Raw genomic sequence first — 23,598 nt, 5'->3', positions numbered from 1 at the left:
TCATTCGGCGACGGGCTGCCAGTCCACGACGGTCGGCCGCTGGTGGGTGCGAAGGAACTCCGTCAACGCCGCCTCGACCCGGTGCACGGGGATCTCGCACCGCGACGGGAACTCGATCTCGGCGTAGACAGGCTCCTCGTCCGGGCCGTCGCCCAGCGTCGCCCATGACCCCGTCCGGTCGGAGAACATGATCGCCCCGACTTGATCCCGCACGCCGAAAAGCACCGTGTGGTCGGGAATGTCGCGTGGGGGAACACGTGGCCGGTCGCGGTGCACCGCGCTGGCGTCCAACGCCTTCTCGTCTTCCAGGCGACGCAGCACCGCACGCACGTCATCGGGCGTCTCGACCACGACGCGCACCGTCTCCAGCCCGTTCTCTTTGGGCGTGCGCCACATGACGTCGATTCCGCTCACGACCGATCCCCTTCGAAGTCGTAACGTGTCCCCGACCTCACGATGACAGTGAGCCGCGCACCAGGGGGCAGGAACTCGGGTAGCAGCGTGGCACAGGATGGTCCGCCGGGCACGACCGGCTCGCACGGGTCTCTGTCGATGACGATCACTTCGTTCCGAAGCGCTTGGTCACGCATTCGTACCGCGAACTTCAGCTCAACGTGTTTCGCCATGTCCCAGATGCCCACAGGCGGTGCGATTCCGCGCTCACGGGCGAACGCCTGTGTGCGGGTGAACCAGACATCGTTCTTCCCGCTGGAAAGTTGTGCCCGAAGTTCCTCCAAGCGCCGGTTCCTTCTCTCAGCGGAGGCCGCGGTCGGCATGCGTTCTGCCAGGTCCGGACGAGCCGTGCTCGGTGGTGTGACACCAGTTTCGCCACCAAGCCCAGTGATCCAGGACTCGATCCGCTCGGGTGTGCGCGTCATGAGACGCCGTGCCTCGTGCAGCGTGTCCAGGGCTTGCTCCAGCAACCTGTGGACGTCGTCGCGGGCCCCGGACGGGCTTCCCCGGGTCGCGTGTTCCCACAGTCTCGCCGTCTGGTCGAGTGCGTCTTCGGCGACGTCGAGCAGAGCGGACGGGAGAGCGGCCACAGCGTTCCGCGCAGCTGCACCGACCTGTTTCCGAACCGACTCCATGACTTGCAGCTTGGACGCATACGAGCCGGTATGGGCCGGTACCAGAGCGATCCACTCGAACGGGAACGGTTCGACGATGTCCTTCACAAATGCAGTGCCCGCAGCCGCGCGAGTACCGCAGCGCGGCGCGGATCGGCGGGGGACAGCAGGCGGGCCAGGACTTCGTGCACCTCGATGTCGTCGGCGCCGTGCGGGTGTTGGGCGAACTCCCACAACACATCTGGCCGCCCGCAGTGCAAGGCCGCGGAGCGAACGGCGGCGTGCAGTTCCTCGCGTTCGGCCCGAACGATGGGCGCCTCGGACCGGGGGAGCAGCGGCCCGCGATACGACCGCACGGCGAGCGCGGCATCGCCTGACCGCGCGGCAGCACGCGCGCGCAGGAAGTCGGCGTCGACGGCTGCGAGGAGTCGATAAGGCTTGCGCCCCAAGGCGATGCCGAGTTGTGCGCGCAACCGGTGCACCTCTGCGCGCACGGTCACGGCATTGCCGTCCTCGCCGTGCGTGGCGAGAGCGAGGGCCTCACCGCTGAGCCCATCGGGCCGAAGCGCCAGTGCGGCAAGGATTTCGGCGTGACGCAGGCTCAACGAGTGCCGGCGGCCGTCGAGGATCGCGACGGGATCTTCCAGTAGCGACAACGACAACCGTGGAGTTCGCGGCCCCGGAGACGTCGGCACGCGCAACAGATAGCCTTCGTGAAGCGGCTCCAGCAGGCCGGTGCGCCCATCGGTGAACCGGATCTCCGGGCCGGACACGTCCACGCGCGTCGGCAGGCCGCTGACGGCCGACACGAGCACGCGGCCGGTCGGCGTCAGCAAAGCACCCGGTTCGCCGCGCAATCCCAACAGGTGCGGCATGTTCCGCTCGCGCAAGCGCTGTTCGCGAGCCGCCAACGATGCCTGGAGCTGCGACTCGGCGAGCTTGGCCGCGGCCTCCACGAGCGCGGCGACGGCGGGATGCGCGGTGTGCACCGGACCGCTGACATCGACGACGCCCAGCACGGCGCCGGTGTCGGGATCGCGCACCGGACTCGCCGCGCAGGTCCACGAATGGTAGCTGCGCACAAGGTGTTCACCGGAGTGGATGCGCACCGAACGGCCCAGCGCCAGCGCTGTGCCCATCGCGTTCGTGCCGATCACGTCCTCGGACCAGCGCGTGCCCTCGGCCAGCGCGGCCCGCTCGGCGGCGTGCCGGACGGCGTTGTTCCCTTCACACCACAGGATGTGGCCCGCCGCGTCGGTGACGATCATGATCTGACCGGCTTCCTCGGCGAGACCGCGGAGCAGGCCGCGCAGCGCGGGCAGCGTGCCCGCCAGCGGATGCGCCGCGCGCAGCTCGGAAACCTCGCGCTGGGCGTAGACCGTCGGCGCCTCGGTGCGGTCGGGATCCACGCGGGCGTCGAGGGACCGCCGCCAGGACTCCGCGATCACCGTGCGGGGAGCCTGTGGCGCGCGGCCTCCGCCGAGCACCGCCTCGTGCACGCGGACCAGAACCCGGGCGCTCTCAACCGGATCGGCAGACGGGGTGGCCATCACCTCGATGATTGACCCCCGATCCCGCCCGGCGCAAGTGCAACGTGACTGCAACGTCGCCCCGCCTAGCGTCGCCGCCACTCACCCCGAAGACGTGGGAGGCAGCAGATGGCGATCTACGCCGCTCCAGGCTCCGAAGGCAGCATCGTGTCCTACCGCTCGCGGTACGACCACTTCATCGGCGGCGAGTGCGTGCCGCCCGCCAAGGGCCAGTACTTCGACAACCCCAGCCCCGTCACCGGCGAGGTCTTCACCGAGGTCGCCAGGGGCACCGCCGAGGACGTCGACCGCGCGCTGGACGCCGCGCACGGCGCCGCGGCGAGCTGGGGCGGGGCATCGCTGGCCGAGCGCTCCGGTGTGCTGCTCAAGATCGCCGACCGGATCGAGCAGAACCTCGAACAGCTGGCCGTCGCGGAGAGCTGGGAGAACGGCAAACCCGTCCGCGAGACCCTGGCCGCGGACCTTCCGCTGGCGGTGGACCACTGGCGGTACTTCGCCGGGGTGCTGCGCGCGCAGGAGGGCGGGATCTCGCAGATCGACGCCGACACCGTGGCCTACCACTTCCAGGAACCCCTCGGCGTGGTCGGGCAGATCATCCCGTGGAACTTCCCGTTGCTGATGGCGACGTGGAAGCTCGCGCCCGCGCTGGCGGCGGGCAACGCCGTGGTGCTCAAGCCCGCCGAGCAGACCCCGGCCTCGATCCACGTGCTGCTGGAGCTGGTCGCCGACCTGCTCCCGGCGGGCGTGCTCAACGTGGTCAACGGTTTCGGTGTGGAGGCGGGCAAACCGCTGGCCTCCAGCAACCGCATCGCGAAGATCGCCTTCACCGGCGAGACCACCACCGGGCGGCTGATCATGCAGTACGCCAGCGAGAACATCATCCCGGTGACCCTGGAGCTGGGCGGGAAGAGCCCGAACCTGTTCTTCGCCGATGTGGCCGGTGCGCAGGACGCCTTCTACGACAAGGCACTCGAAGGCTTCGCGATGTTCGCGTTGAACCAGGGCGAGGTCTGCACCTGCCCGTCCCGCGCGCTGATCCAGAGCTCCATCTACGACCGCTTCCTGGGCGACGCGGTCGAGCGGACCAGGAAGATCAAGCAGGGCAACCCGCTGGACACCGAGACGATGGTGGGCGCGCAGGCCAGCAACGACCAGCTGGAGAAGATCCTGTCCTACATCGACATCGGCAAGCAGGAGGGCGCGAAGGTCGCCATCGGAGGCGAACGCGTCGATCTCGGCGGGGCGTTCTCCGGCGGGTACTACGTGCAGCCGACGATCTTCGAGGGCGACAACTCGATGCGGATCTTCCAGGAGGAGATCTTCGGCCCGGTGGTCTCGGTGACCCGCTTCGAGGACTTCGACGACGCGATCAGGACCGCCAACGACACCCTCTACGGCCTCGGCGCCGGAGTGTGGTCCCGCGACACCAACACCGCGTTCAAGGCCGGGCGCGCGATCCAGGCCGGACGCGTGTGGACCAACTGCTACCACGCCTATCCGGCGCACGCGGCCTTCGGCGGCTACAAGCAGTCCGGCATCGGCAGGGAGAACCACCGCGCCATGCTCGACCACTACCAGCAGACGAAGAACCTGTTGGTGAGCTACTCGGAGAACGCGCAGGGCTTCTTCTGATGTCCGTCGCACGAGTCGCGGTGACCCCGGAGGCGGCGATCCTGCTCCGCCGCCTCCGGGGTGCCTACGGAGCGCTGATGTTCCACCAGTCCGGCGGCTGCTGCGACGGCAGCGCGCCCATGTGCTACCTCGCGGGGGAGTTCCGCACGGGTGGCGCGGACGTGCACCTCGCCGACCTGGAGATAGCGGGAGTGCCCGAACCGGTGCCGTTCTGGATGTCGGCGGCGCAGTTCGAGTACTGGCGGCACACCCACCTCACCGTGGACGTGGTTCCCGGCCGGGGCAGCGGGTTCTCCCTGGAGGCGCCGGAGGGGGTGCGGTTCCTGATCCGCTCCCGGCTGCTGTCCGACGTCGAACTCGCCGAACTCGACGGGCGGTGAAGGCGGGGCTACGGTCGTCGGAGATCCACATGCGTCGAGACGAATCTGGAGGCCCGGTCGTGGCACAACAGGTCAGGGGCGTCATCGCCAGGGGACGTGGTGAGCCGGTCACGGTGGAGACGATCGTGGTCCCCGATCCGGGCCCCGGCGAGGCCGTGGTGAAGGTCCAGGCGTGCGGGGTCTGCCACACCGACCTGCACTACCGGGAGGGCGGGATCAACGACGAGTTCCCGTTCCTGCTCGGGCACGAGGCGGCGGGCGTCGTCGAGTCGGTCGGCGAGGGCGTCAGCGGCCTGGAGCCGGGCGACTTCGTCGTGCTGAACTGGCGCGCGGTGTGCGGTGACTGCCGGGCCTGCAGGCGTGGACGGCCCTGGTACTGCTTCAGCACGCACAACGCGGCGCAGCCGATGACGCTGACCGACGGCACCCGGCTCAGCCCGGCGCTGGGCATCGGCGCGTTCGCCGAGAAGACGCTCGTCCACAGTGGACAGTGCACGAAGGTCGACCCGGAGGCGCGGGCCGCCGCGGTCGGGCTGCTCGGCTGCGGGGTGATGGCGGGCATCGGCGCGGCGATCAACACCGGCGGCGTCGGCCGGGGCGACTCGGTCGCGGTGATCGGGTGCGGCGGTGTCGGGGACGGCGCGGTTGCCGGGGCCAGGCTGGCGGGCGCCGCGAAGATCATCGCGGTGGACACCGACGCCAGGAAGCTGGAGTGGGCGCGCGGGTTCGGCGCCACGCACACGATCGACGCCCGCGCGGTGGACGACGTGGTGACCGCGATCCAGGAGCTGACCGACGGCAACGGCGCGGACGTGGTGATCGACGCGGTCGGCCGCCCGGAGACCTGGAAGCAGGCGTTCTACGCCCGCGACCTGGCCGGGACGGTGGTGCTGGTCGGCGTGCCGACGCCGGACATGCGGATCGAGATGCCGATGATCGACTTCTTCAGCCGAGGTGGCGCGCTGAAGTCCAGCTGGTACGGCGACTGCCTGCCGACGCGGGACTTCCCGATGCTGGTCGACCTCTACCGGCAGGGCCGCCTGGACCTCGACGCGTTCGTCACCGAGGAGATCGCCCTCGACGACGTGGAGGCCGCCTTCGGGAAGATGCACCACGGCGACGTGCTCCGCTCGGTGGTGATCTTCTGATGACAGCGCGCATTGACCACGCCGTCACCTCCGGCACGTTCTCGCTGGACGGGCAGACCTTCGACGTGGACAACAACGTGTGGGTGCTCGGCGACGACTCCGAGTGCGTCGTCTTCGACGCGCCGCACGACGTCGCCGCGATCCTGGACGTGATCGGCGGTCGCAGCGTCAAGGCGATCATCGCGACGCACGCGCACGACGACCACGTGCGCTTCGCGCCGGAGCTGGCCGAGGCCACGGGGGCGCCGATCCTGTTGCACCCGGCCGATCTCGTGCTCTGGCACATGACCCACCCGGACGTGCGCCCCGGCGGCGAGCTGGCCGACGGGCAGGTCATCGAGGTCGCCGGGACGGCGGTGCACGTGCTGCACACCCCGGGGCACGCGCCGGGCGCCTGCTGCTTCCACGTTCCGGACCTCGGCGTCGTGTTCACCGGCGACACCCTGTTCCAGGGCGGGCCCGGCGCGACGGGGCGGTCGTTCTCCGACTACGACACGATCGTCGACTCGATCACCAAACGGCTCCTGGAGCTACCGCCCGACACGGTCGTGCACACCGGCCACGGCGCCAGCACCACGATCGCGGCGGAAGCACCCGGCATCCGCGGCTAGAATCCACGTCATGCACCCCACCCTCCTCCCCCACCCAACCCGGGCCGAGGTGGTCTAGAGAACCCCGTTTCGTACTCATAGCGGGAAAGAGAGCGCTCCCAAATCCTGCTATGAGTACGAAACGGGCGAAGCATGCCTGGCGGATGTTGGGGAACCCGGCGGGGATGCAGACGTTCCTGCCGCACGCCGACTTCGCCGCGAGCGCCGCGGTCCTCGACGACCGCCGCCTCGGCAAGCAGCGCGTGGAGGCGCTGCAGATCCTGCGAGCGCTGGTGTGGCCCGAATACGGCTGGAAGCGCCATCCCGCGGTCACCATGTGGCGCGGTTTCACCAGGGCACTCGTCGGCTACGGCGTGGAGATGTGCCGCGAGTGGGGAGCGCGCGGGCACGCTGACTCCACTGTGGACTCCTTGCTGGAGTTCAGCGGCGGGGAAGTCCCCGATCAGGGCGAGCTGATCGACGCGGGCGCCGTGCCGCCGTGGCTCGGTGACGAGGCGGTGCACCTGTCGCACCGATCTGCCTTGGTGCGCAAGGCTCCCGAGCACTACCGCCGGTTCTTCCCCGACGTTCCCGACGACCTGCCGTACGCCTGGCCGAAGCCGGTGTGCCCGCGTTGGGGTCGTTCCACCGAGCTGCGCAGCGACCGCCTCGGGCAGATCGGCTTGCTGGCCGGGCTGCGCACGGAGGGCCGAACGCTCTGGCTGCTCCCAGGAGAACCGCTGGAGGTCGGCAGGGGTCCGCGTCCGGACCTCCCCGCGCGGACACCGAGCGACCGGCCGAAGCTCGCCCGCGCCGCCGGGCCGCGCGAGGTCGCCGCGATACGGGACGAGTGGACCCACGATCCGGAATTCCTCTTCCGCCGAGGTGAAGTCGCGGTCGGCGCGGGCATCGGCCTGGTCGTACTGGACGCCGCCCCGACCACGCCCGACACCGGGGTTCCCGTGCTCCGGTTGCACTGATTAGCCGTGCGCCGCGTGGGGAAACTCCAGTCCTATGCGAATCGCGGTGACCGGTGCCAGCGGGAACGTGGGAACCGCCTTGCTCCGGGCCCTCCCACAGGAGTGGAGCGTCGCCGCTGTCGCGCGCAGGCGCCCTGACCAGGTGGAACCGTACGCGCGGGCCGACTGGACGGAACGCGACATCGGCACGGGGGACCTGAGCGGGGTGTTCGCCGGGGCCGACGCGGTGGTGCACCTGGCCTGGGCGATCCACCCGCGCACCGACGATCCCGAGATGCGCCGCACCAACATCGTCGGCACCGAGAACGTCCTGGCCGCCGCGCGCCGCGCCAAGGTCCCGCACGTGGTGTTCGGCTCCTCGGTCGCCGCGTACAAGCCCGCCGACAGGTGGGCGATGGTCGACGAGGACTGGCCGCTCGGCGGCGTCAAGGGCAGCGCGTACAGCAGGCACAAGGCGGAGGCCGAAGCCCTGTTCGCCGGATCGGGTCTCCGGTTCGCGTGCGTACGCCCGGCGTCGGTCGTGCAGCGCGCCGCGGGGACGGAGTTGCGGCGGTGGCTGCTCAGCTCGCTGTTTCCCTTGTCGCTGCTGAAAAAGCGCTGGCTGCCGTTACCGCTGTGGCCCGGACTGCGGCTTCAGCTCGTGCATGCCGACGATGTCGCGTCCGCACTGGTGCGGATCTTGGAGCGCGGAGCCACGGGCGCCTTCAACCTGGCCGCCGACCCGGTGCTCACCGCGAACGACATCGGCCGGGTGCTCGGCGGGATCAGGGTCCCGGTGCCGTTCCTGCCGCTGGCCGGGCTGACCTGGCCCGCGTGGCGGCTCGGGCTGCAACCGCTGCACCCGGGCTGGCTGGCGCTCGCTGACAAGGCGTGCCTGGTGCTCTCCTCGCGGGCGCGGGCGGAGCTGGACTGGCATCCCGAGCACGACAGCGCGGACGCGCTCGCCGAGGTGATCAGCGGGATGGCCCACGGTGCCGGGGCGCAGAGCCCGCCGCTGAAACCTGATCAAGGCCCCACGGGGAGGCTCCGCGATCTACGGTGGGGCAGGCCCACCCATCAGTCCCAAGGAGAGCCGTGACGCACTCAGGTGACACCGCCGATGCCGTGGTGATCGGTGCGGGCCCGAACGGCCTGGTCGCGGCGAATCTGCTGGCGGACGCGGGGTGGAGCGTCGTGGTACTCGAAGCCGCCGACGAGCCGGGCGGTTCGGTGCGCAGCGGCGAGGTCACCGCGCCGGGCTTCCGGACCGACTTCTGCAGCGCGTTCTACCCGTTGAGCGCGGTGTCGCCGTTCATGACCGGTCTGGATCTGGAGCGGCACGGCCTGGCCTGGCGGCACGCGCCGGACGTGCTCGCGCACATCCTCCCCGACGACCGGGTCGCGCTGCTCTCCCGCGACGTCGACCGCACAGCGGAGTCGGTCGCACAGTTCGCCGAGCCGGACGGAGACGCCTGGCGGGCGGAGTTCCAGACGTGGCAACACATCCGCGATGACCTGGTGGAAGCGCTCTTCCGGCCGTTCCCGCCGATCCGCGCGGCCGCACGGTTGTTCCGCCGCATGGGCACCGGCGACGCGCTCCGGTTCGCACGGCGCGCGGTGATGCCGGTGCGCGCGCTCACGAACGAGCTGTTCACAGGGGAGGGCGCGCGGTTGCTCTACGCGGGCAACGCCCTGCACTCCGACCTCGGCCCGGACACGGCGGGCAGCTCGATTTTCGGCTGGCTGCTGGCGATGCTGGGCCAGGACGTCGGTTTCCCCGCCCCGGTCGGCGGAGCGGGTGAGATCACCGCGGCCCTGGTGCGGCGGCTCGAATCGCTCGGCGGGCGGGTGGACTGCGGCCGCAGGGTGGACCGCGTCCTCATCGCGCGCGGCACCGCGGTCGGAGTGCGCGACGCGAGCGGCGAACTGGTCCGCGCCCGCAAAGCGGTCCTCGCCGACGTCCCCGCGCCGAGCCTCTACCTGGAGCTGGTCGGCGCCGAGCACCTGCCGTCCCGCATGGTCGACGACCTCACCCGCTTCCACTGGGACGACTCCACGGTCAAGGTCGACTGGGCGCTGTCCGGGCCGGTGCCGTGGACCGCGAAGGAGGCCGCGGGCGCGGGCACGCTGCACCTCGGCGGTGACCTCAACGGGCTGGCGCGGTTCAGCTCGCAGCTCTCCTGCGGGCAGACGCCGAAGGTCCCGTTCCTGTTGCTGGGCCAGATGACCACGACCGATCCGAGCCGGTCGCCGCGCGGGACCGAGTCGGTCTGGGCCTACACCCACGTGCCGCGCGGCCAGAAGTGGGACCAGACCCGGTTGCAGCGCGCCGCCGAACGCGTCGAGCAGACGATCGAGAAGCACGCGCCCGGCTTCACCTCGAAGGTGATCGCCCGGCACGTCGCGGGCCCGGAAGAGCTGGGGCGGCACAACATCAGCCTCGTCGACGGCGCGGTCAACGGCGGGACGGCGGCCATCCACCAGCAGTTGATCTTCCGGCCGACCCCGGGGCTGGCCCGCCCGGACACGCCGGTCGACCGGCTCTACCTAGCGAGCGCGTCGGCCCACCCCGGCGGCGCGGTGCACGGCGGACCCGGCGGGACGGCGGCCCACGTCGCGTTGCTGCGCAACGGTTTCGGGGGCGGCGCCTACCGGGCCTTGATCGCGGCGACGCTGTCCAGAGTCAACAGGTAGCGCTGACCACCTTCCCGTCCAGGAAGTACCTGTTGACGTGGTCGATCACGCACGTGTTGCCGGTGAGGTACATCGTGTGCCCGTAGCCGTTGAACCGGATCAGCCCGGAGCCGGGGACCTGCGCCACGGCCGCGCCCGGCCCGTGACCGTCGCTGAAGCTCTGGACGCCCATGATCGGCGGCAGCGGCGTCCCGGTCAGCGGGGCGCGGGCGTTGTTCACCGGGTAGTCCGTGCCAATGCACATGGAGCCGCGCAACAGGTACGCCCAGAACTCCGGCAGCGCGGCCTCGGCGCCCTTCCGCTCGCGCTCGTAGTCCTGGTGGTCCCGCCAGGTCCTGGCCATGCCGTCACCGCATTCGACGCTGACCAGCCAGGGCGAGCCCTGAGGCTTCTGCCTGAAGGTGTCGTGGAAGACCTTCGCGCTGCCCTTCACGGCCTGGTCGATGGCGATGGACAGCTCCCGCCGCTTGTCGTCCCGGGTGAGGTACGCGCCCGCGGCCCACTGGAGGTCACCGCTGGAGTAGGTGATGTCGGTCCCCGGGACGGGCAGCGGCTCCCGCTCGGCCTTGTCGATCACACCGCGCCAGTCGGCCCGCACGTCCCGGCCGTGCAGCGCGCACGAGGTGTCGGCGGCGCACCAGTCGACGAAGGCGCCGAGCCGCTCCTTGACGGACTCGACTCTCTCCTGGGTCGCCTGGTCATGGGTGGACACGTGGTCGACCGTGCCGTCCATCACCAGCGCCGCGACGCGCTTCGGGAACAGGCGCGCGTAGGTCGAGCCAGGTACTCCGCCGTAGGAGTTCGCGATGATCCGCAGCTGCTCCTGTCCCAGGACGGCCCGGATCGAGTCCATGTCCCTGGCGACGTCGGCGGAGTCCACCCGGTCGATCAGCTTCCCCGGATCGCCGTCCCGGCACGCGCGCACGGCGGCCCGGTTCGTGGCGGCGAGTTCGTCGAACTCGGCCCTGGTGGCGGGCGCGCCCAACGGCATCTCGCGCTGGTGGCACGCCTTCGGCAGGTGGTCGTACAGCTCCAGGCCACGCCGGTCGAAGGAGACGACGTCGTAGTGCCGCCGCAGCTCGGTGAAGCTGGCCTCGTGCTCCTTCAGGTCCATGATCCCGGAACCGCCCGGCCCGCCGGGGACGCTGAGCACCACGCCCCGGCTCGGCCCGGATCCCGTGTGCTTGAGCCTGCCGACGGCGATCGCGATCTTCTTCCCCGGGCGTTCCCAGTCGATCGGCACCTCGATGGTCGCGCACTCCACGCGCGGCGCCTGCCAGACCCCGCCGCAGGACTGCCACGACAGCGCGATCGGCTGGCCCTGGGCGATGACCACCCCGCCCGCCATGAGCGCCGTCACTGCCGCGGCGAGCGCTATTCCCTTGTACCGCACGGATTTCTCCTAAGTCGCAACTGGCTAGCAGTCGTCAACCTAGGAACATCCGCATGCCATGCCATCTGCCGAAGGGCGTACTCCGCCCCTGAGATCACCCCCGGCCCTTGGCGATGTCGGCGAGCCTTCGCAGTGCCTCCGCGTTGCGCGGCTTCAGCAGCATCGCCTGCACGGGCGTGGGGATCACCCGTCCGGGGCCCTGGGTGACCTCCTCCTCCATCAGCACGTCCGTCGCGTCCGGCCCGGCCGGGGTGAGCGTCAGCCGCACCCGCGCGCTGCCGACCGGCCACATCCGCGCCTCCAGGTCGATCAGCCTGCCGTGCACCACGTGCAGCACCCGCGTCACGTCCTGCACGTGCAGGGGCCACGGCCCGACGCTGTGGTGAATGCGGGTGCCCTCGGCGGGCCAGCCCGGGTCGACCTCGCGGATGTGCGAGGCGCCCACCACCCACCCCGCGTAGGACCACCCGTCGGCCAGGACGTCGAACACGTCCTCAGCGCTCGCCGCGATCCGCATCTCCGTCTTCACCATTGCGCCCGGGTACCCGAGCGGCCCGGGGGCCAACCGGCGGCGGTCGTAGAGTACGAGGATGCTGAACCTCCGGGAGCGGATCCTCGCCGAGCTGGCCGTCAAGCCGACCATCGTGCCCAAAGTCGAAGTCCGGCAACGGATCGACTTCCTCAAGGACTACCTGCGCTCGACACCGGCCAAGGGGTTCGTGCTCGGGATCAGCGGGGGCCAGGACAGCACGCTGACCGGCAGGCTGTGCCAGCTCGCGAGCGAGGAACTGCGCGAGGAGGGCCACGAGGCGAGCTTCGTCGCGGTGCGCCTGCCCTACGGCGTGCAGGCCGACGAGCACGACGCGCAGACCGCGCTGGAGTTCATCAAGCCCGACCGCGTGGTCACGGTGAACGTCAAGCCGAGCGCGGACGTCGTCGCCGCCGAAGCCGCGCGCGCCCTGGACGAGCCGAAGCTGCGGGACTTCGTGCACGGCAACGTCAAAGCCCGCGAGCGCATGGTGCTCCAGTACGCGATCGCCGGACAGCACAACCTGCTCGTCGTGGGCACCGACCACGCGGCCGAGGCGGTCACCGGGTTCTTCACCAAGTACGGCGACGGCGGCGTCGACATCACCCCGCTGACCGGCCTGACCAAGCGCCAGGGCGCCGCGCTGCTGCAGGAGCTCGGCGCGCCGCCGAGCGTGTGGGAGAAGGTGCCGACCGCGGACCTGGAGGCCGAGCGGCCCGCGCTGCCCGACGAGGTCGCGCTCGGCATGTCCTACGCCGAGATCGACGACTACCTGGAGGGCCTCGACGTCACCCCCGAGGTGGCGCGGAAGCTGGAGTCGATGTTCCGCGCGACCAGGCACAAGCGCGCTGTCCCCGTCACTCCGTTCGACGACTGGTGGCGCTGACCCCCAACCTCCACCACCGCCGTAGTTCGTGCGTCTTCAAGTACCACGCACCCCGCCGATGATCACCACTAACCGCCCCCCAACCCCCGCGCGCCGCTGCCGGGGTTGGGGGCGGTTAACGACTGCTGGAGAGGGGGTCGGGGGTACTTGAAGACCGTCACACGCGTTCGACCAGCCGGAGGATCGCGCCAGCACCGTCCTCGGCGCGCACGCGTTCGGCCAGCGACTGGGCGCGAGCGCGGTAGCCGGGATCGGTGACGGCGCGGGTGATCAGCGTGGCCAGTGGTTCGGCGGCGAGCTCCGCGAACGGCACCGAGCCCGGGCTGACGCCGATCTTCGCCAGCCGGGAGGCCCAGAACGGCTGATCGGCCAGCACCGGCGTGGGCACGACCGGCACTCCGGCGCGCACGCTCGCCCCGGTCGTCCCCGCGCCGCAGTGGTGCACCACCGCCGCCACCTGCGGGAACAGCCAGTCGTGCGGAACGCTCTCCACGCACATCACGTCGTCGCCGGTCGCGGTGAGCCCGGACCACCCGGCCTGCACGACGGCGCGGACCTTGGCGCGGCGCACCGTCTCCGTCACCACCTCCGACAGGCGTTCCCCCTCGCCCGGCGCCATGCTGCCGAAGCCGAGGAACACCGGCGGCGGACCGGCCTGGAGGAAGTCCACCAGCTCGGCGGGCGCGGTCCACCCGGGCGGGCGCTCCGGCCACCAGTACCCGACCACGTCCGTGCCGCGCGGCCAGTCCGCCGGGCGCCGCACCACGTGCCTGCTGAACCCGTGCAGCACCGGGTAGTCCTGGTCGTCGAGCATCATCCGCCGCACCCGGCCGACCCGCATCGGCGGCAGCCCGAGACGGCGGCAGAACTCCTTCATCGACGCGTCCAGCGGCGTCGGCGCGCGCAACGCGAGCCTGGGAAGCCACCGGTTCAGCACGCGGCCGAGGTCCTTGCCGCCCAGCCCGGCGAGGCCGAACTCCGCGGTGGGCACACCGGGGAACAGTTCGAGCGCGGCGGTGGGAATGCCGAGCGCCTTGCCCGCCAGGTAACCGTTGATCAGCGCACCTCGTTGCAGCAGAAGGAGATCCGCGTTCTCCGCCGCGGTCATCACGCCCTCGGCGACGGTGTCCATCATCTGCTTGGCGATGTCGAGCTGCGCCTTCACCCCGCGGAGCCCGGTGCCCTTCGCCGACCAGGCGCGGCCCTCCTCGGACTCCAGCAGGGCGCGCATGTCGCCGGGCATCGCGAGGTAGCCGAGCCCCAGTTCGGCGATCATGCCGGCGAAGGCGGACTGGGCGGAGACGACGACCTCGTGGCCCGCTTCTCGGAGCCGCACCGCGGGGCCGGTGTACGGGGCGATGTCGCCGCGCGAGCCCACGGTCACGATCACGATCCTCATGCCGCTCAAACTACACAGAATTCACAAATTCTTGAAGTAACTGAAGTGTGATCTCCGGCTAGCCTGTGCCGGTGGACGGAGTGCGTGGGCTCGGCGGGGACGCCACGGCCCTGCGGAAACTGAACACGGCCAGGGTGCTGCGGGTGCTGCACCGCGCCGCCGCGGTCACGCTGACCGAGCTGACCAAGGCCACCGACCTCTCCCGCTCCGCCGTTGAGGGCGCGGTCGAGGAGCTGCTCTCCGCCGGGCTGGCCGCCGAGGCCGAGCCCGTCTCCGGCGGGACCCGCCCGCTCGGCAGACCCGCCCGCCGGTTCCGCTTCCGCACCGACGCCGGGCACGTGCTCGGCCTCCACGTCGGCCCGCACAAGGTCTACGCCGTCCTCGCCGACCTGCACGGCGAGATCGTCGGCGGCAAGCGGGTCGAGCTGACCCCCGACCTGCCCGGCCCCGAACGCCTGGTGCGGGTCCGCCGCACCGCGCAGCAGTGCCTCCAGGCCGCCGGAGTCACCAAGGACGACCTGTGGGCGCTGGCCGTCGGCACCCCCGGACTGGTCGGTCGCACCGGCAAGATCTCGCTCTGCTCGGTGCTCGACGGCTGGACCGGCCTCGACGTGGCCGGCGAGCTCGGCGCCCACTTCCCGTGCCCCGTCCTGGTGGAGAACGACGCCAACACCGCGGCGATGGGGGAGCGCTGGCGCGGCGCCGCCCGCGACGTCGACGACGTGGTCTTCGTGCTCGCCGACCACAAGCTCGGGGTGGGCGTGGTGATCAACGGCCGCGTGCACCGGGGCAGCCACGGCGCCGCGGGCGAACTGGGCGCGCTACCGCACTCACCGTGGGCCGCCGCCAACGACTTCATGGTCAAGTCCGAGCACGACCCCGCGCGCGTGTTCGCCGACCCGCGCGCTGCGGCCGAGGTCACCGCGTTCATCGAGGACCTGGCCAACGGCATCGCCACCATGGCGCTCGCCGTCGACCCGGAGCTGGTGGTGCTGGGCGGTGTCATCGCCGACTGCGGGCCTGCGCTCCTCGAACGCCTGACCGCCCGTGTCTCCGATCTGTGCCTCATCCCACCGCGCCTGCTGCTGTCGGAGCTGATCGACGACGCCGTGGCGCTCGGCGCGTTGCGCGTGGCGCTCGACGCGGCCGAAAAGCGCCTCTTCGCTATCTAGCCAGCCCGTCCAGGACGCGCTTCGGATCGTCCAGCAGCGGTTGCAGGGCGAGCTCGGCCGCCCCGAGCAGCACGCTGTCCGGCAGGGCGCCGGGCAGGACGGGGATCTCGCCGCCGTCGTTGAGGAACGACCGGCCGGTCACCCGCTCGTCCACGAGCCGCGAGCGCAACGAGTAGAGGCGGCCGAGGGTGCCGCCGAGCACGATCCGGTCGGCGTCGGCCAAGTTGATCAAGCTGGCGAGACCGTTGCCCAGGTGGCGCGCGGCCTGGTCGAGCGCCGCGCCGCAGCGCGGATCTCCGGCGACTGCCTCCTTGAAGACCTCTTCGACCGCCTCCGGCACGTCGTGCAGCGCGTGATCGGTGCGACCGGCCGCGCGCAGCAGACCCCGGTGGTCGGCCTCGACCTCCAGACAACCGGTGGAGCCGCACGGGCACGGCGCCCCGGCCGGGTCGACGGTGAGGTGCCCGGGTTCCATCGCGTAGCCACGGGCGCCGAGGAACAGCCTGCCCTCGCTGACCACGGCGCCGCCGAGACCGACGTGACCGGTCATCAGGTAGAGCAGCTGCGTCGCGCCCTTGCCCGCGCCGTGCCGGTACTCCGCCATGGCCGCGAGGTTCGCGTCGTTGCCCAGCGCCAGGGGGAGCGGGAGTCGCTCCAGCAGCAGCTCGCGCAGAGGCACGCCGCGCCAGCCCAGGTGCAGCGCGGCCGCGGCGTATCCGTCGGTGCGGCGGACCGGCGACGGCACCGCGAGGCCGACGCCGAGCACCTTCGGCGCAGTCAACTCGGTGATCAGCTCGCTCAGCGTGTCGAGCGCGTCGGTGGTGTCGCGCGTGCGCAGGGACCGCTCGACGCGGGCGTGCACCTTGCCGCCGAGCCCGACCCGGGCGACCGTCACCGAGTCGACGCCCAGTTGGGCGGCAACAACGGTCGGCGCGTCGTCGGCGACCAGCACCGAGTGCGAGGGCCGCCCACCGTCCGCCGAGGACGTCCGTCCGCCCGCGGGGTCGATGGAGACCAGGCCACGTGAGCGCAGTTCCCCGAGCAGGTAGCCCATCGCGCTGCGCCCGCAGCCGAGCCGCTCGGTCAGCTCGGCCCGGCTCGCCACCCCGCCCAGCGTGTGCAGCTGGAGCACCAGGCTGCCCAGCGAATCCCGGGCGCGTTCTTGTGCGGGGGGTCCCATACTCCGTAGTCTAAGTTTGTACAGCTACTGCACAAACTGGTACTGCACAAACCGGAGGGAACGCGATGACGGTCTTCGGCTTGACCGCGGGAGCGCTGACCATGCTCAGCTTCCTGCCGCAGGTGCTCCGCACCGCACGCACCCGCAGCGCGGGCGACCTCTCCTGGGGGTGGTTGCTGCTCTTCGGCACCGGGGTGGCGATGTGGGCGGTCTACGGGCTCGTGCTGGAGGACGTGCCGGTGGCCGCGACCAACGTGATCACCCTGGGCCTGGTCTCCGTGCTGGTGGTGCTGAAGGCGCGCACCCGGCCCCTGACTACGGGAGCGGGGGACCGATGAGCGACTGGTGGGCCGACGCGGTCGGCTACGAGGTGTACCTGCCGTCCTTCTGCGACAGCGACGGCGACGGGTGGGGCGATCTGCCCGGTGTGATCGGCAAACTCGACTACCTCCAGTGGCTTGGCGTCGACCTGCTGTGGCTCACCCCGTTCTACGTCTCGCCCATGCACGACCACGGCTACGACATCGCCGACCACCGGGCGGTCGACCCGCGCTTCGGCACGCTCGACGACCTGGACCGGCTCGTCGCGGAGGCACACGCCCGCGGCATCCGGGTGATCAGCGATCTCGTCGTCAACCACACCTCCCACGAGCACCCGTGGTTCCGGATGTCCAAGGCGGACAAGGACAATCCCTATCGGGACCACTACCTGTGGCGGCCCGGCCGCGGCCCCGGGCAGCCGCCCAACAACTGGGTCGCGACCTTCGGCGGCCCGGCGTGGACGCACGACCCCGGCACCGACGAGTGGTACGCGCACCTGTTCACCCCCGAGCAGCCCGACCTCGACTGGGGCAACCCGAAGATCGCCGACGAGGTCGAGGCGATCATGCGGTTCTGGCTGGACCGCGGCCTGGACGGGTTCCGCGTCGACACCGCGCACTACCTGGCCAAGCACCCCGACCTGCCGGACAACCCCCGCCTGCCCGACGACCGGGTGCGGCTGATCGGCGGCGCCGTCGCGGACTGGTACCGCTACGACCACCGGCACGACATCGGCCAGCCCGCGCTGCACGACATCCACCGCCGGTGGCGCATGATCGCCGACGACTACGGCGCCTTCCTCGTCGGGGAGACGCACATGGTGGACCCGAGCGCGCTCGCGGACTACCTGACCGGCCGCGACGGGCTGCACTCCTACTTCTACTTCGGCCTCATCCAATCCACAGTGGACAGTGGAACCGAGGCCGACCTGCTCCGGGCCGCCACCACCGCGAGCCCCGCGCTGTCGTGGGCGCAGAGCAGCCACGACTGGAGCCGGGCGGCCACCAGGTACGGCGCGGCCCGCTCGCTCGCGCTCACCACGCTGACCATGGGGCTGCCCGGAACGCCCTTCCTCTACCAGGGCGACGAGCTCGGCCTGGTGAACGGCGTCGTACCCGCCGAGCAAGCCCAGGACCCGCTGGCCAAGCGCGGCGGCAACCACGAGCACAACCGCGACGCATCCCGCACCCCGATGCCTTGGTGCGCAAGCGAAAACCTGGGCTTCACCAGCGCGGCCACGGCGTGGCTGCCGTTCGGCGACCGGACTCCGGCGGACACAGTCGAGGTGCAGCAACAAGATCCGCGTTCGATCCTGCACGCACACCGGCGGTTGCTGCACGTGCGCCGCGAGTTGCCGGACCTCCGCCGCACCGAACCGACGTGGCTGGACACGGCTCCCGGAATGACCGCATACCGTTGCGGGAACACCGTTGTCGCCGCCAACCTCGGCACCACCGCGGCCGAACTCGACCTGGACAGCTCCTGGCGGGTGCGTTACTCCACAGTGGACCGAACGTCGCTGGGACCGCTCGCGCCCAACGAGGCGGTCATCGTGGAATGCGCTCCGCGACCTTCTCAGCCAGCTTCGTGACATCGCCGTACAGATCGGCGGCGTCGTAGTTGCGCACCCGCAGTGTCACCAAACCGGTCCCGTCCTGCATGGCCGCGCGGCACTCGACCGCCAGCTGCTCCTCCGCTTGCAGGTCGAAGGCGGACTTCCGCACGAACACCTCACGCCCGCCGAGCGACATCGCGGGCTCCTTGAGGTTCCACGCCTTCCGCAACGGCTCCATGCGCATGTCCCGCATCTGCTTCAGATCGACGCTGTAGCCGTCCGCCGACCACGTGCAGGTCAGCCCCACCGAGTCCGTAGTGCGCTGCAACGTCGGCTCGCCGGGCCACGGGAAGTCCGCCTTGCCGAGCACGTCGCACAGGTCCTTCGCCGCGGGTTCACCACCGCGACCGCCAGCACCGCCACCACCACAACCAGCGCAGAGGAGCGCGGCGGCAGCCAAGATCGACAACAGTCCCTTCACCGCCACAGCCTGTCAAAACGAAAGCCGGGCCGCCCTGAGGACGGCCCGGCTTCGCGGTGTTTCGGGTCAGGCCGGATTCTCCTCGCGCTTGCCGGACCAGTCCACGTGGAAGCTGCCCTCGCGGTCCACCCGGCGATAGGTGTGCGCGCCGAAGAAGTCCCGCTGGCCCTGGATCAGCGCCGCGGGCAGCCGCTCCCGCCGCAGACCGTCGTAGTAGGCCAGCGACGACGCGAAGCCCGGCGTCGGAACGCCCAGTTCCACCGCCGTGGTCACCACGCGGCGCCACGACTGCTGCGCCTGCTCCAGCGCCTTGGCGAAGAACGGCGCGACCAGCAGCGACGGCAGGTCACCGGACTCGTCATAAGCCTCGCGGATGCGATCGAGGAACCGCGCCCGGATGATGCAGCCGCCGCGCCAGATCGTCGCGGTAGAACCCAGGTCCACGTCCCAGCCGTACTCCTTGCTGGCCGCGATGATCTGGTCGAAGCCCTGCGCGTAGGCGACCATCTTCGACGCGTAGAGCGCCAGCCGGACGTCCTCCACCAGCGTCTCCGCGCCCGCGCCGGACACCCGGCCACCGCTCGGGCCGGGCAGGTTCGCCGCCGCCGCGCGCTGGTCCGCGTGCCCGGACAGCGACCGCGCGAACACCGCCTCCGCGATCCCGCTGATCGGCACGCCCAGCTCCAGGGCGGTCTGCACCGTCCAGCGCCCGGTGCCCTTCTGTTCCGCCTGGTCCAGCACGATGTCCACGAACGCCTTGCCGGTGGCCGCGTCGACCTGGTCGAGCACCTCGGCGGTGATCTCGATCAGGTACGAGTCCAGCTCACCGGTGTTCCAGCCGCGGAAGACCTCCGCCAGCTCCTTCGCGCTCAGGTCCAGCCCCTGCCGCAGCAGGTCGTAGGACTCCGCGATCAGCTGCATGTCGGCGTACTCGATGCCGTTGTGCACCATCTTCACGAAGTGCCCCGCGCCGTCCGGGCCCACGTGCACGCAGCACGGCGTCCCGTCCACCTTCGCCGAGACCTTCTCCAGCATCGGCCCGAGCGCGGCGTAGGACTCCTTCGAGCCACCGGGCATGATGCTCGGCCCGAGCAGCGCGCCCTCCTCACCGCCGGAGATGCCGACCCCGGCGAAGTGGATGCCCTTCTCCTTCAGCGCGGCCTCGCGGCGGCGGGTGTCGGCGAAGTGCGCGTTGCCGCCGTCCACCAGGATGTCGCCCGGCTCCAGCAGCGGCGTCAGCTCGTCGATCACCGCGTCCGTCGGCCCACCGGCCTTCACCATGATCACGATCTTGCGCGGGGTGGCCAGCGACGCGACGAACTCCTCCGCCGTCGCGCTGCCCACGAACTCGCCCTCGTGCCCGAACTCGGACACCAGCGCGTCGGTCTTCGCCCGCGAGCGGTTGTGCACCGCCACCGAGAAGCCGTTGCGGGCGAAGTTGCGCGCCAGGTTGCGGCCCATCACCGCGAGTCCGGTCACGCCGATATCGGCAGCCATGCACTCTCCCTCTTCAGGTCCTGTCAGCAACGTAGCGACTTCCCGGGTCACCGCACCGGGAGGTCGAAGTAGGTCTCAGGATGTGGTTCACCGCGCAGGGTGAAGTGCCACCACTCCTGCGCGTAGTTGGTGAAGCCGTGTTTGTCCATCAAGGACTTCAGCAGCGCCCGGTTCGCCTGCGCGGGCTGCGCGATCGCGGGGTTCGCGGTGTGCGCGAGCTTGTCGAAGCAGTCGTAGCCCGTGCCCATGTCCACGCTGTTGTCCGCGAACCGCCGCTCCTTCGGCGCCGTGCAGCTCACCAGCCCGTCACCGGCGCGGAACTGCGCCTGCGGCGGTGGAGGCACGGCGACCAGCGTGAGATCCATCGTGCTGCCGCGGCTGTGTCCGGAGCGCTCGGCGATGTAGCCGTCCGGGAACAACCGGTCCTTCGCGAGCGTGGGGTAGAACTCGCCCTTCATCCGCGTGTCCGCGTTCTTCGCCCACCGGACGAAGTGGTTCACGGCGCGCTGCGGGCGGTAGCAGTCGTAGACCTTCAAGCTCAGCGACTTCGGCTTGAGCTCGGCCTGCACGCGTTTGAGCCCCTCGGCGGCCTGCGGCGTCAGCAGGCACTTGTTGGCCTCATAGCCCTCGATGCGCTCGCCGACGAAGTTGTGGTCGGTGAAGTAACGCGCCTCGACGAGGATGCTCGGGTCCACGTCCTGAATGGACACGAGAGGGCCCGTGCTCGCGGCAGTCGTTGTTGTCGTCGTACTAGTGGTCGGTGCGGGCGGTGCTGGCGGCGGCGGAGTGTCCGAGCACGCCACCAGCACTCCCGCGACCAGCAGGGTGCCGAGCACGACGGGGCGCGTAGTCATCCCCCAGGGGGTACGCCACCCGCCCCCGTCATGCAAGTCGGCTGATCAGCCCGTCTCTGCCAGTTCGTTGCACCGGTCCATCGCCCTGGCCGCCTGATCAGGGTTTCGCCTGCCCAGTCCGCACGCGCACGCGATGTCCACCCGGTCACCGACAAGTCGTTCGACCAGTCCCAGCAACCGCCGCTGCGTCTCCAAGTCCTGGTTCTCGTGCGCCAACCCCGCGATGAACCGGCAGCCCGCGGGCAGCTTGATCCCGCTCAGCGCGCGGTAGTAGGACTCCTCCGGCGACGGCGGCAGGTCACCCATCGCCAGCGGGGCGTGCATGTACTCCAACGTCCGCCCGGCGGGCCACGCGGCCACGATCGCGTTCGACAGCGTCACCAGCGGCGCGGCGCTCTTCATCTTCCCGAGCGCCTTGTTGTTCAGATCGCCGAGACACAGGTGCACCCCGAAGTTCGTGCCCTCCGGAGCGCCCGCGGCGACAGCGGCGACCTTCTTCGCCAGCCACCGCGAGAGCACCCCGTGCAGCGGCTTCGGCGCCTTGGTCATGAACACCAGCTCGACCGGCACCTCGATCTGGAACAGCACGTCGTCCCCGGCCTCGGCATGAATCTGCCGGAGCTCCCGGACGGTGGCCTCCTGGAACGGCGCGACGTGCTTGAAGGGACCGATCGGCCCGAAGACGAACATCGCCAGGTCAAGCGGCCCCGGAAGGCCCACCTGGTACCGCAGCCCTTCGTTCCCGTGCTCCTCGCGCAGCTTCTTGAACACCGGGTAGCTGCGGCGGAACTCGTCGAGATAGCCGAGGTTCAGCGCGTCCCCGGTCAGCGTCCGCCCCTTGCGGACGCGGTACTTCGGGATGTCCTCATAGCTCGACCACGCGCCCCTGGCCAGTGTCTCCAGGTCCGGATGACCGTCGAGACCGTCGACGAAGTTCACGATCCACCGGTTGCGTTCCCCGGTCTCACCGTCCGCGAGTGTCCGCAGTCGCGGCCCGGATCGCGCCAAGGCCCCGGACATCGCCGACTCGGCGTCCTCACCCGGCAGGCTCCCGACGTAGTGCACAGAACGATCAGCCATCTCAGCCTCCCCAGAAGCTACGAAAGTCCGTAGATCCTTGTAGGGCTGAACGGTGGAGTCATTCGCCCAATCGGCGGGCATTTGCTCGCACCGCGGTACAGATGAACGCCCCCGTCCCCGGCCGTTGCTGGTCAGGCGGGATGAGGAAGTTCAACTGCTCCGGTTCGTTCGCGTACATCTCGGCGATCTGCACGTGCCGAGCCGGAGCGCAGTCGTAGAGCAGACCGATCAGCTGCCGGTGCTCCTCGGCCAGGTCCATCGCTCGTTCACTGTCCGGAGCCACGCCGTCGTCCAGTGCCGCGAGCAGCCGCCGCACCCACGCCGCCTGCTCGGACTGCATGTGGACGAAGTCCTCCTTGGCGAACCCGGACATCCGTTCCTGAGCCTGCCGCCACTCCTTGGTGTGCCCCCACCGCTGCTCGGCCTGCTCGCCGTAGCCGGGCTCCGGTTCCCAGTCGCCGAAGATCTCGAACCGCTCCTCCGGTGTCAGCGCGACGCCCATGCGCTGCGACTCCATCTCCCGGTCCACGGCGACGACCATGCCCCGCAGCCGCTCGATCTTGGAGAGCAACAGGTCGCGCTGCCTGCGCAGGTGCCCCATGGTGTCGGTGCCCGGGTCGGTGACGATCGCCGCGATCTCGTCGAGCGGGAAACCCAGCTCGCGGTAAGCGAGGACGCGGTGCAGCCGATCCAGGTCCGCCTCGTCATAAGTGCGGTACCCGGCGGGAGTGCGCCCACTCGGCGACAAGAGCCCGATCTCGTCGTAGTGATGAAGAGTGCGCACCGTCACATTCGCGATAGCCGCGACCCGGCCGACCGTGTAGTCCACTGGCGTTTCCTCCCGACTCCGCGCGTCACCGTGCCGCCTCACGCCACGTGAGGGTCAAGCCCGGCGGCGGGCTTCGCTCGCCGACACGCCGCTGACCTGCGAGATCACGTTAAGAGGGGGGTGGTGAAAACGGCCCGTGAACGTCCTGCTAACTTTCTTCCCACACCGAGCGGGTCACCGCGAAGTGGCACAGCTCAACAAAATATGTTCCGAAGTGGACGACAAAGCGGGTTGACCCCCGATTTGACACCGGGAAATCGAGCCGGATAAGCTTCGGACACAACAGAGCGAGAGCCCCGGACGGGGAATCTGGTAAAGGTTCCCGGGATGGTGTGCGTGTGTTCTTTGAGAACTCAACAGTGTGCCGATGTAAGCCAGTGAGCTTATATAGATTGAACCCCT

The 23,598-nt window shown here is 70.4% G+C and carries 23 protein-coding genes; 11 read left to right on the top strand and 12 right to left on the bottom strand.

The annotated features are described in order from the left end of the window. From NLX83_RS36200 to NLX83_RS36190, 3 genes are read right to left on the bottom strand one after another with little or no spacing between them, the layout of a single operon-like run. A complete protein-coding gene (locus NLX83_RS36200; protein ID WP_254239775.1) occupies positions 1 to 414 on the bottom strand; it encodes an Imm1 family immunity protein in 414 nt (137 codons plus the stop codon). Then, positions 411 to 1,175, bottom strand: coding sequence for a DddA-like double-stranded DNA deaminase toxin (locus NLX83_RS42150; RefSeq protein ID WP_254239774.1), 765 nt, complete (start codon positions 1,173 to 1,175; stop codon positions 411 to 413). The genes NLX83_RS36200 and NLX83_RS42150 overlap by 4 nt, the downstream gene beginning before the upstream one ends. Beyond that, complete coding sequence (locus NLX83_RS36190; RefSeq protein ID WP_254239773.1) at positions 1,172 to 2,617, bottom strand: GAF domain-containing protein; 1,446 nt, start codon at positions 2,615 to 2,617, stop codon at positions 1,172 to 1,174. Before NLX83_RS36190 ends, NLX83_RS42150 begins: the two co-directional genes overlap by 4 nt. Before the next feature lie 108 nt (positions 2,618 to 2,725). Here NLX83_RS36190 and exaC point away from each other — a divergent pair, with 108 nt between their 5' ends. The 7 genes from exaC to NLX83_RS36155 all read left to right on the top strand — a co-directional run bounded on the left by exaC (position 2,726) and on the right by NLX83_RS36155 (position 10,020). Then, the gene (gene exaC / locus NLX83_RS36185) at positions 2,726 to 4,249 is read left to right on the top strand and encodes an acetaldehyde dehydrogenase ExaC (RefSeq protein ID WP_254239772.1); all 1,524 of its coding nucleotides are present in this window, start codon (positions 2,726 to 2,728) and stop codon (positions 4,247 to 4,249) included. Beyond that, the gene (locus NLX83_RS36180) at positions 4,249 to 4,629 is read left to right on the top strand and encodes a DUF779 domain-containing protein (protein WP_254239771.1); all 381 of its coding nucleotides are present in this window, start codon (positions 4,249 to 4,251) and stop codon (positions 4,627 to 4,629) included. The genes exaC and NLX83_RS36180 overlap by 1 nt, the downstream gene beginning before the upstream one ends. A 59-nt stretch (positions 4,630 to 4,688) precedes the next feature. Then, on the top strand, positions 4,689 to 5,777 hold the full coding sequence (locus NLX83_RS36175) for an S-(hydroxymethyl)mycothiol dehydrogenase (protein ID WP_254239770.1): 1,089 nt from the start codon (positions 4,689 to 4,691) through the stop codon (positions 5,775 to 5,777). Next, complete coding sequence (locus NLX83_RS36170; protein WP_254239769.1) at positions 5,777 to 6,388, top strand: MBL fold metallo-hydrolase; 612 nt, start codon at positions 5,777 to 5,779, stop codon at positions 6,386 to 6,388. Before NLX83_RS36175 ends, NLX83_RS36170 begins: the two co-directional genes overlap by 1 nt. 110 nt (positions 6,389 to 6,498) lie before the next feature. Beyond that, positions 6,499 to 7,347, top strand: a complete 849-nt coding sequence (locus tag NLX83_RS42365) for an MSMEG_6728 family protein (RefSeq protein WP_374118855.1) — start codon at positions 6,499 to 6,501, stop codon at positions 7,345 to 7,347. Positions 7,348 to 7,381: 34 nt separating this feature from the next. Further along, a complete protein-coding gene (locus NLX83_RS36160) occupies positions 7,382 to 8,425 on the top strand; it encodes an NAD-dependent epimerase/dehydratase family protein (RefSeq protein ID WP_254239768.1) in 1,044 nt (347 codons plus the stop codon). Continuing rightward, complete coding sequence (locus NLX83_RS36155) at positions 8,422 to 10,020, top strand: phytoene desaturase family protein (RefSeq protein ID WP_254239767.1); 1,599 nt, start codon at positions 8,422 to 8,424, stop codon at positions 10,018 to 10,020. Before NLX83_RS36160 ends, NLX83_RS36155 begins: the two co-directional genes overlap by 4 nt. Here the strand turns inward: NLX83_RS36155 and NLX83_RS36150 are convergent. Together NLX83_RS36150 and NLX83_RS36145 are read right to left on the bottom strand one after the other, a co-directional pair. Next, positions 10,010 to 11,413, bottom strand: a complete 1,404-nt coding sequence (locus NLX83_RS36150) for an alpha/beta fold hydrolase (RefSeq protein ID WP_254239766.1) — start codon at positions 11,411 to 11,413, stop codon at positions 10,010 to 10,012. The genes NLX83_RS36155 and NLX83_RS36150 overlap by 11 nt on opposite strands. A 94-nt stretch (positions 11,414 to 11,507) precedes the next feature. Then, a complete protein-coding gene (locus NLX83_RS36145) occupies positions 11,508 to 11,945 on the bottom strand; it encodes an SRPBCC family protein (protein ID WP_254239765.1) in 438 nt (145 codons plus the stop codon). A gap of 58 nt (positions 11,946 to 12,003) precedes the next feature. On the opposite strand from NLX83_RS36145, the gene nadE reads away from it, so the two are divergent. Then, positions 12,004 to 12,828 carry an ammonia-dependent NAD(+) synthetase gene (gene nadE / locus NLX83_RS36140; protein WP_305884223.1) on the top strand — a complete coding sequence of 275 codons (825 nt, stop codon included), beginning with the start codon at positions 12,004 to 12,006 and terminating at the stop codon, positions 12,826 to 12,828. Between the two features lie 157 nt (positions 12,829 to 12,985). On the opposite strand, the gene NLX83_RS36135 is transcribed toward nadE, so the two are convergent. Beyond that, the gene (locus NLX83_RS36135; RefSeq protein WP_254239764.1) at positions 12,986 to 14,227 is read right to left on the bottom strand and encodes a glycosyltransferase; all 1,242 of its coding nucleotides are present in this window, start codon (positions 14,225 to 14,227) and stop codon (positions 12,986 to 12,988) included. Between the two features lie 71 nt (positions 14,228 to 14,298). Between NLX83_RS36135 and NLX83_RS36130 the strand changes: the two genes are divergently transcribed. After that, complete coding sequence (locus NLX83_RS36130) at positions 14,299 to 15,399, top strand: ROK family transcriptional regulator (protein ID WP_254239763.1); 1,101 nt, start codon at positions 14,299 to 14,301, stop codon at positions 15,397 to 15,399. Here NLX83_RS36130 and NLX83_RS36125 read toward each other — a convergent pair. Continuing rightward, positions 15,392 to 16,579, bottom strand: a complete 1,188-nt coding sequence (locus tag NLX83_RS36125) for an ROK family protein (protein WP_254239762.1) — start codon at positions 16,577 to 16,579, stop codon at positions 15,392 to 15,394. The two genes, NLX83_RS36130 and NLX83_RS36125, sit on opposite strands and share 8 nt — an antisense overlap. Positions 16,580 to 16,644: 65 nt before the next feature. On the opposite strand from NLX83_RS36125, the gene NLX83_RS36120 reads away from it, so the two are divergent. Both NLX83_RS36120 and NLX83_RS36115 read left to right on the top strand, forming a co-directional pair. Further along, positions 16,645 to 16,917: a SemiSWEET family sugar transporter gene (locus tag NLX83_RS36120; protein WP_254239761.1), complete on the top strand. Its 273-nt coding sequence runs from the start codon at positions 16,645 to 16,647 to the stop codon at positions 16,915 to 16,917. Then, the gene (locus NLX83_RS36115) at positions 16,914 to 18,491 is read left to right on the top strand and encodes an alpha-amylase family glycosyl hydrolase (protein ID WP_254239760.1); all 1,578 of its coding nucleotides are present in this window, start codon (positions 16,914 to 16,916) and stop codon (positions 18,489 to 18,491) included. Before NLX83_RS36120 ends, NLX83_RS36115 begins: the two co-directional genes overlap by 4 nt. Here NLX83_RS36115 and NLX83_RS36110 read toward each other — a convergent pair. The 5 genes from NLX83_RS36110 to NLX83_RS36090 all read right to left on the bottom strand — a co-directional run bounded on the left by NLX83_RS36110 (position 18,448) and on the right by NLX83_RS36090 (position 23,196). Further along, a complete protein-coding gene (locus tag NLX83_RS36110; RefSeq protein WP_254239759.1) occupies positions 18,448 to 18,936 on the bottom strand; it encodes a hypothetical protein in 489 nt (162 codons plus the stop codon). The two genes, NLX83_RS36115 and NLX83_RS36110, sit on opposite strands and share 44 nt — an antisense overlap. Before the next feature lie 66 nt (positions 18,937 to 19,002). Then, positions 19,003 to 20,433, bottom strand: a complete 1,431-nt coding sequence (gene gndA / locus NLX83_RS36105) for an NADP-dependent phosphogluconate dehydrogenase (RefSeq protein WP_254239758.1) — start codon at positions 20,431 to 20,433, stop codon at positions 19,003 to 19,005. A gap of 47 nt (positions 20,434 to 20,480) precedes the next feature. Then, positions 20,481 to 21,287 carry a M15 family metallopeptidase gene (locus NLX83_RS36100; RefSeq protein ID WP_254239757.1) on the bottom strand — a complete coding sequence of 269 codons (807 nt, stop codon included), beginning with the start codon at positions 21,285 to 21,287 and terminating at the stop codon, positions 20,481 to 20,483. 45 nt (positions 21,288 to 21,332) lie between these two features. Next, positions 21,333 to 22,367: a hypothetical protein gene (locus NLX83_RS36095; protein WP_254239756.1), complete on the bottom strand. Its 1,035-nt coding sequence runs from the start codon at positions 22,365 to 22,367 to the stop codon at positions 21,333 to 21,335. Between the two features lie 58 nt (positions 22,368 to 22,425). Beyond that, on the bottom strand, positions 22,426 to 23,196 hold the full coding sequence (locus NLX83_RS36090; protein ID WP_254239755.1) for a MerR family transcriptional regulator: 771 nt from the start codon (positions 23,194 to 23,196) through the stop codon (positions 22,426 to 22,428). Positions 23,197 to 23,598: the final 402 nt, after the last annotated feature.

The sequence above is a fragment of the Allokutzneria sp. A3M-2-11 16 genome, from assembly GCF_024213555.1.
Classification (GTDB): Bacteria; Actinomycetota; Actinomycetes; order Mycobacteriales; family Pseudonocardiaceae; genus Allokutzneria.
The sequence above is the reverse complement of the archived record's forward strand: the minus strand, read 5'-3'. Positions and strand labels throughout refer to the sequence as shown.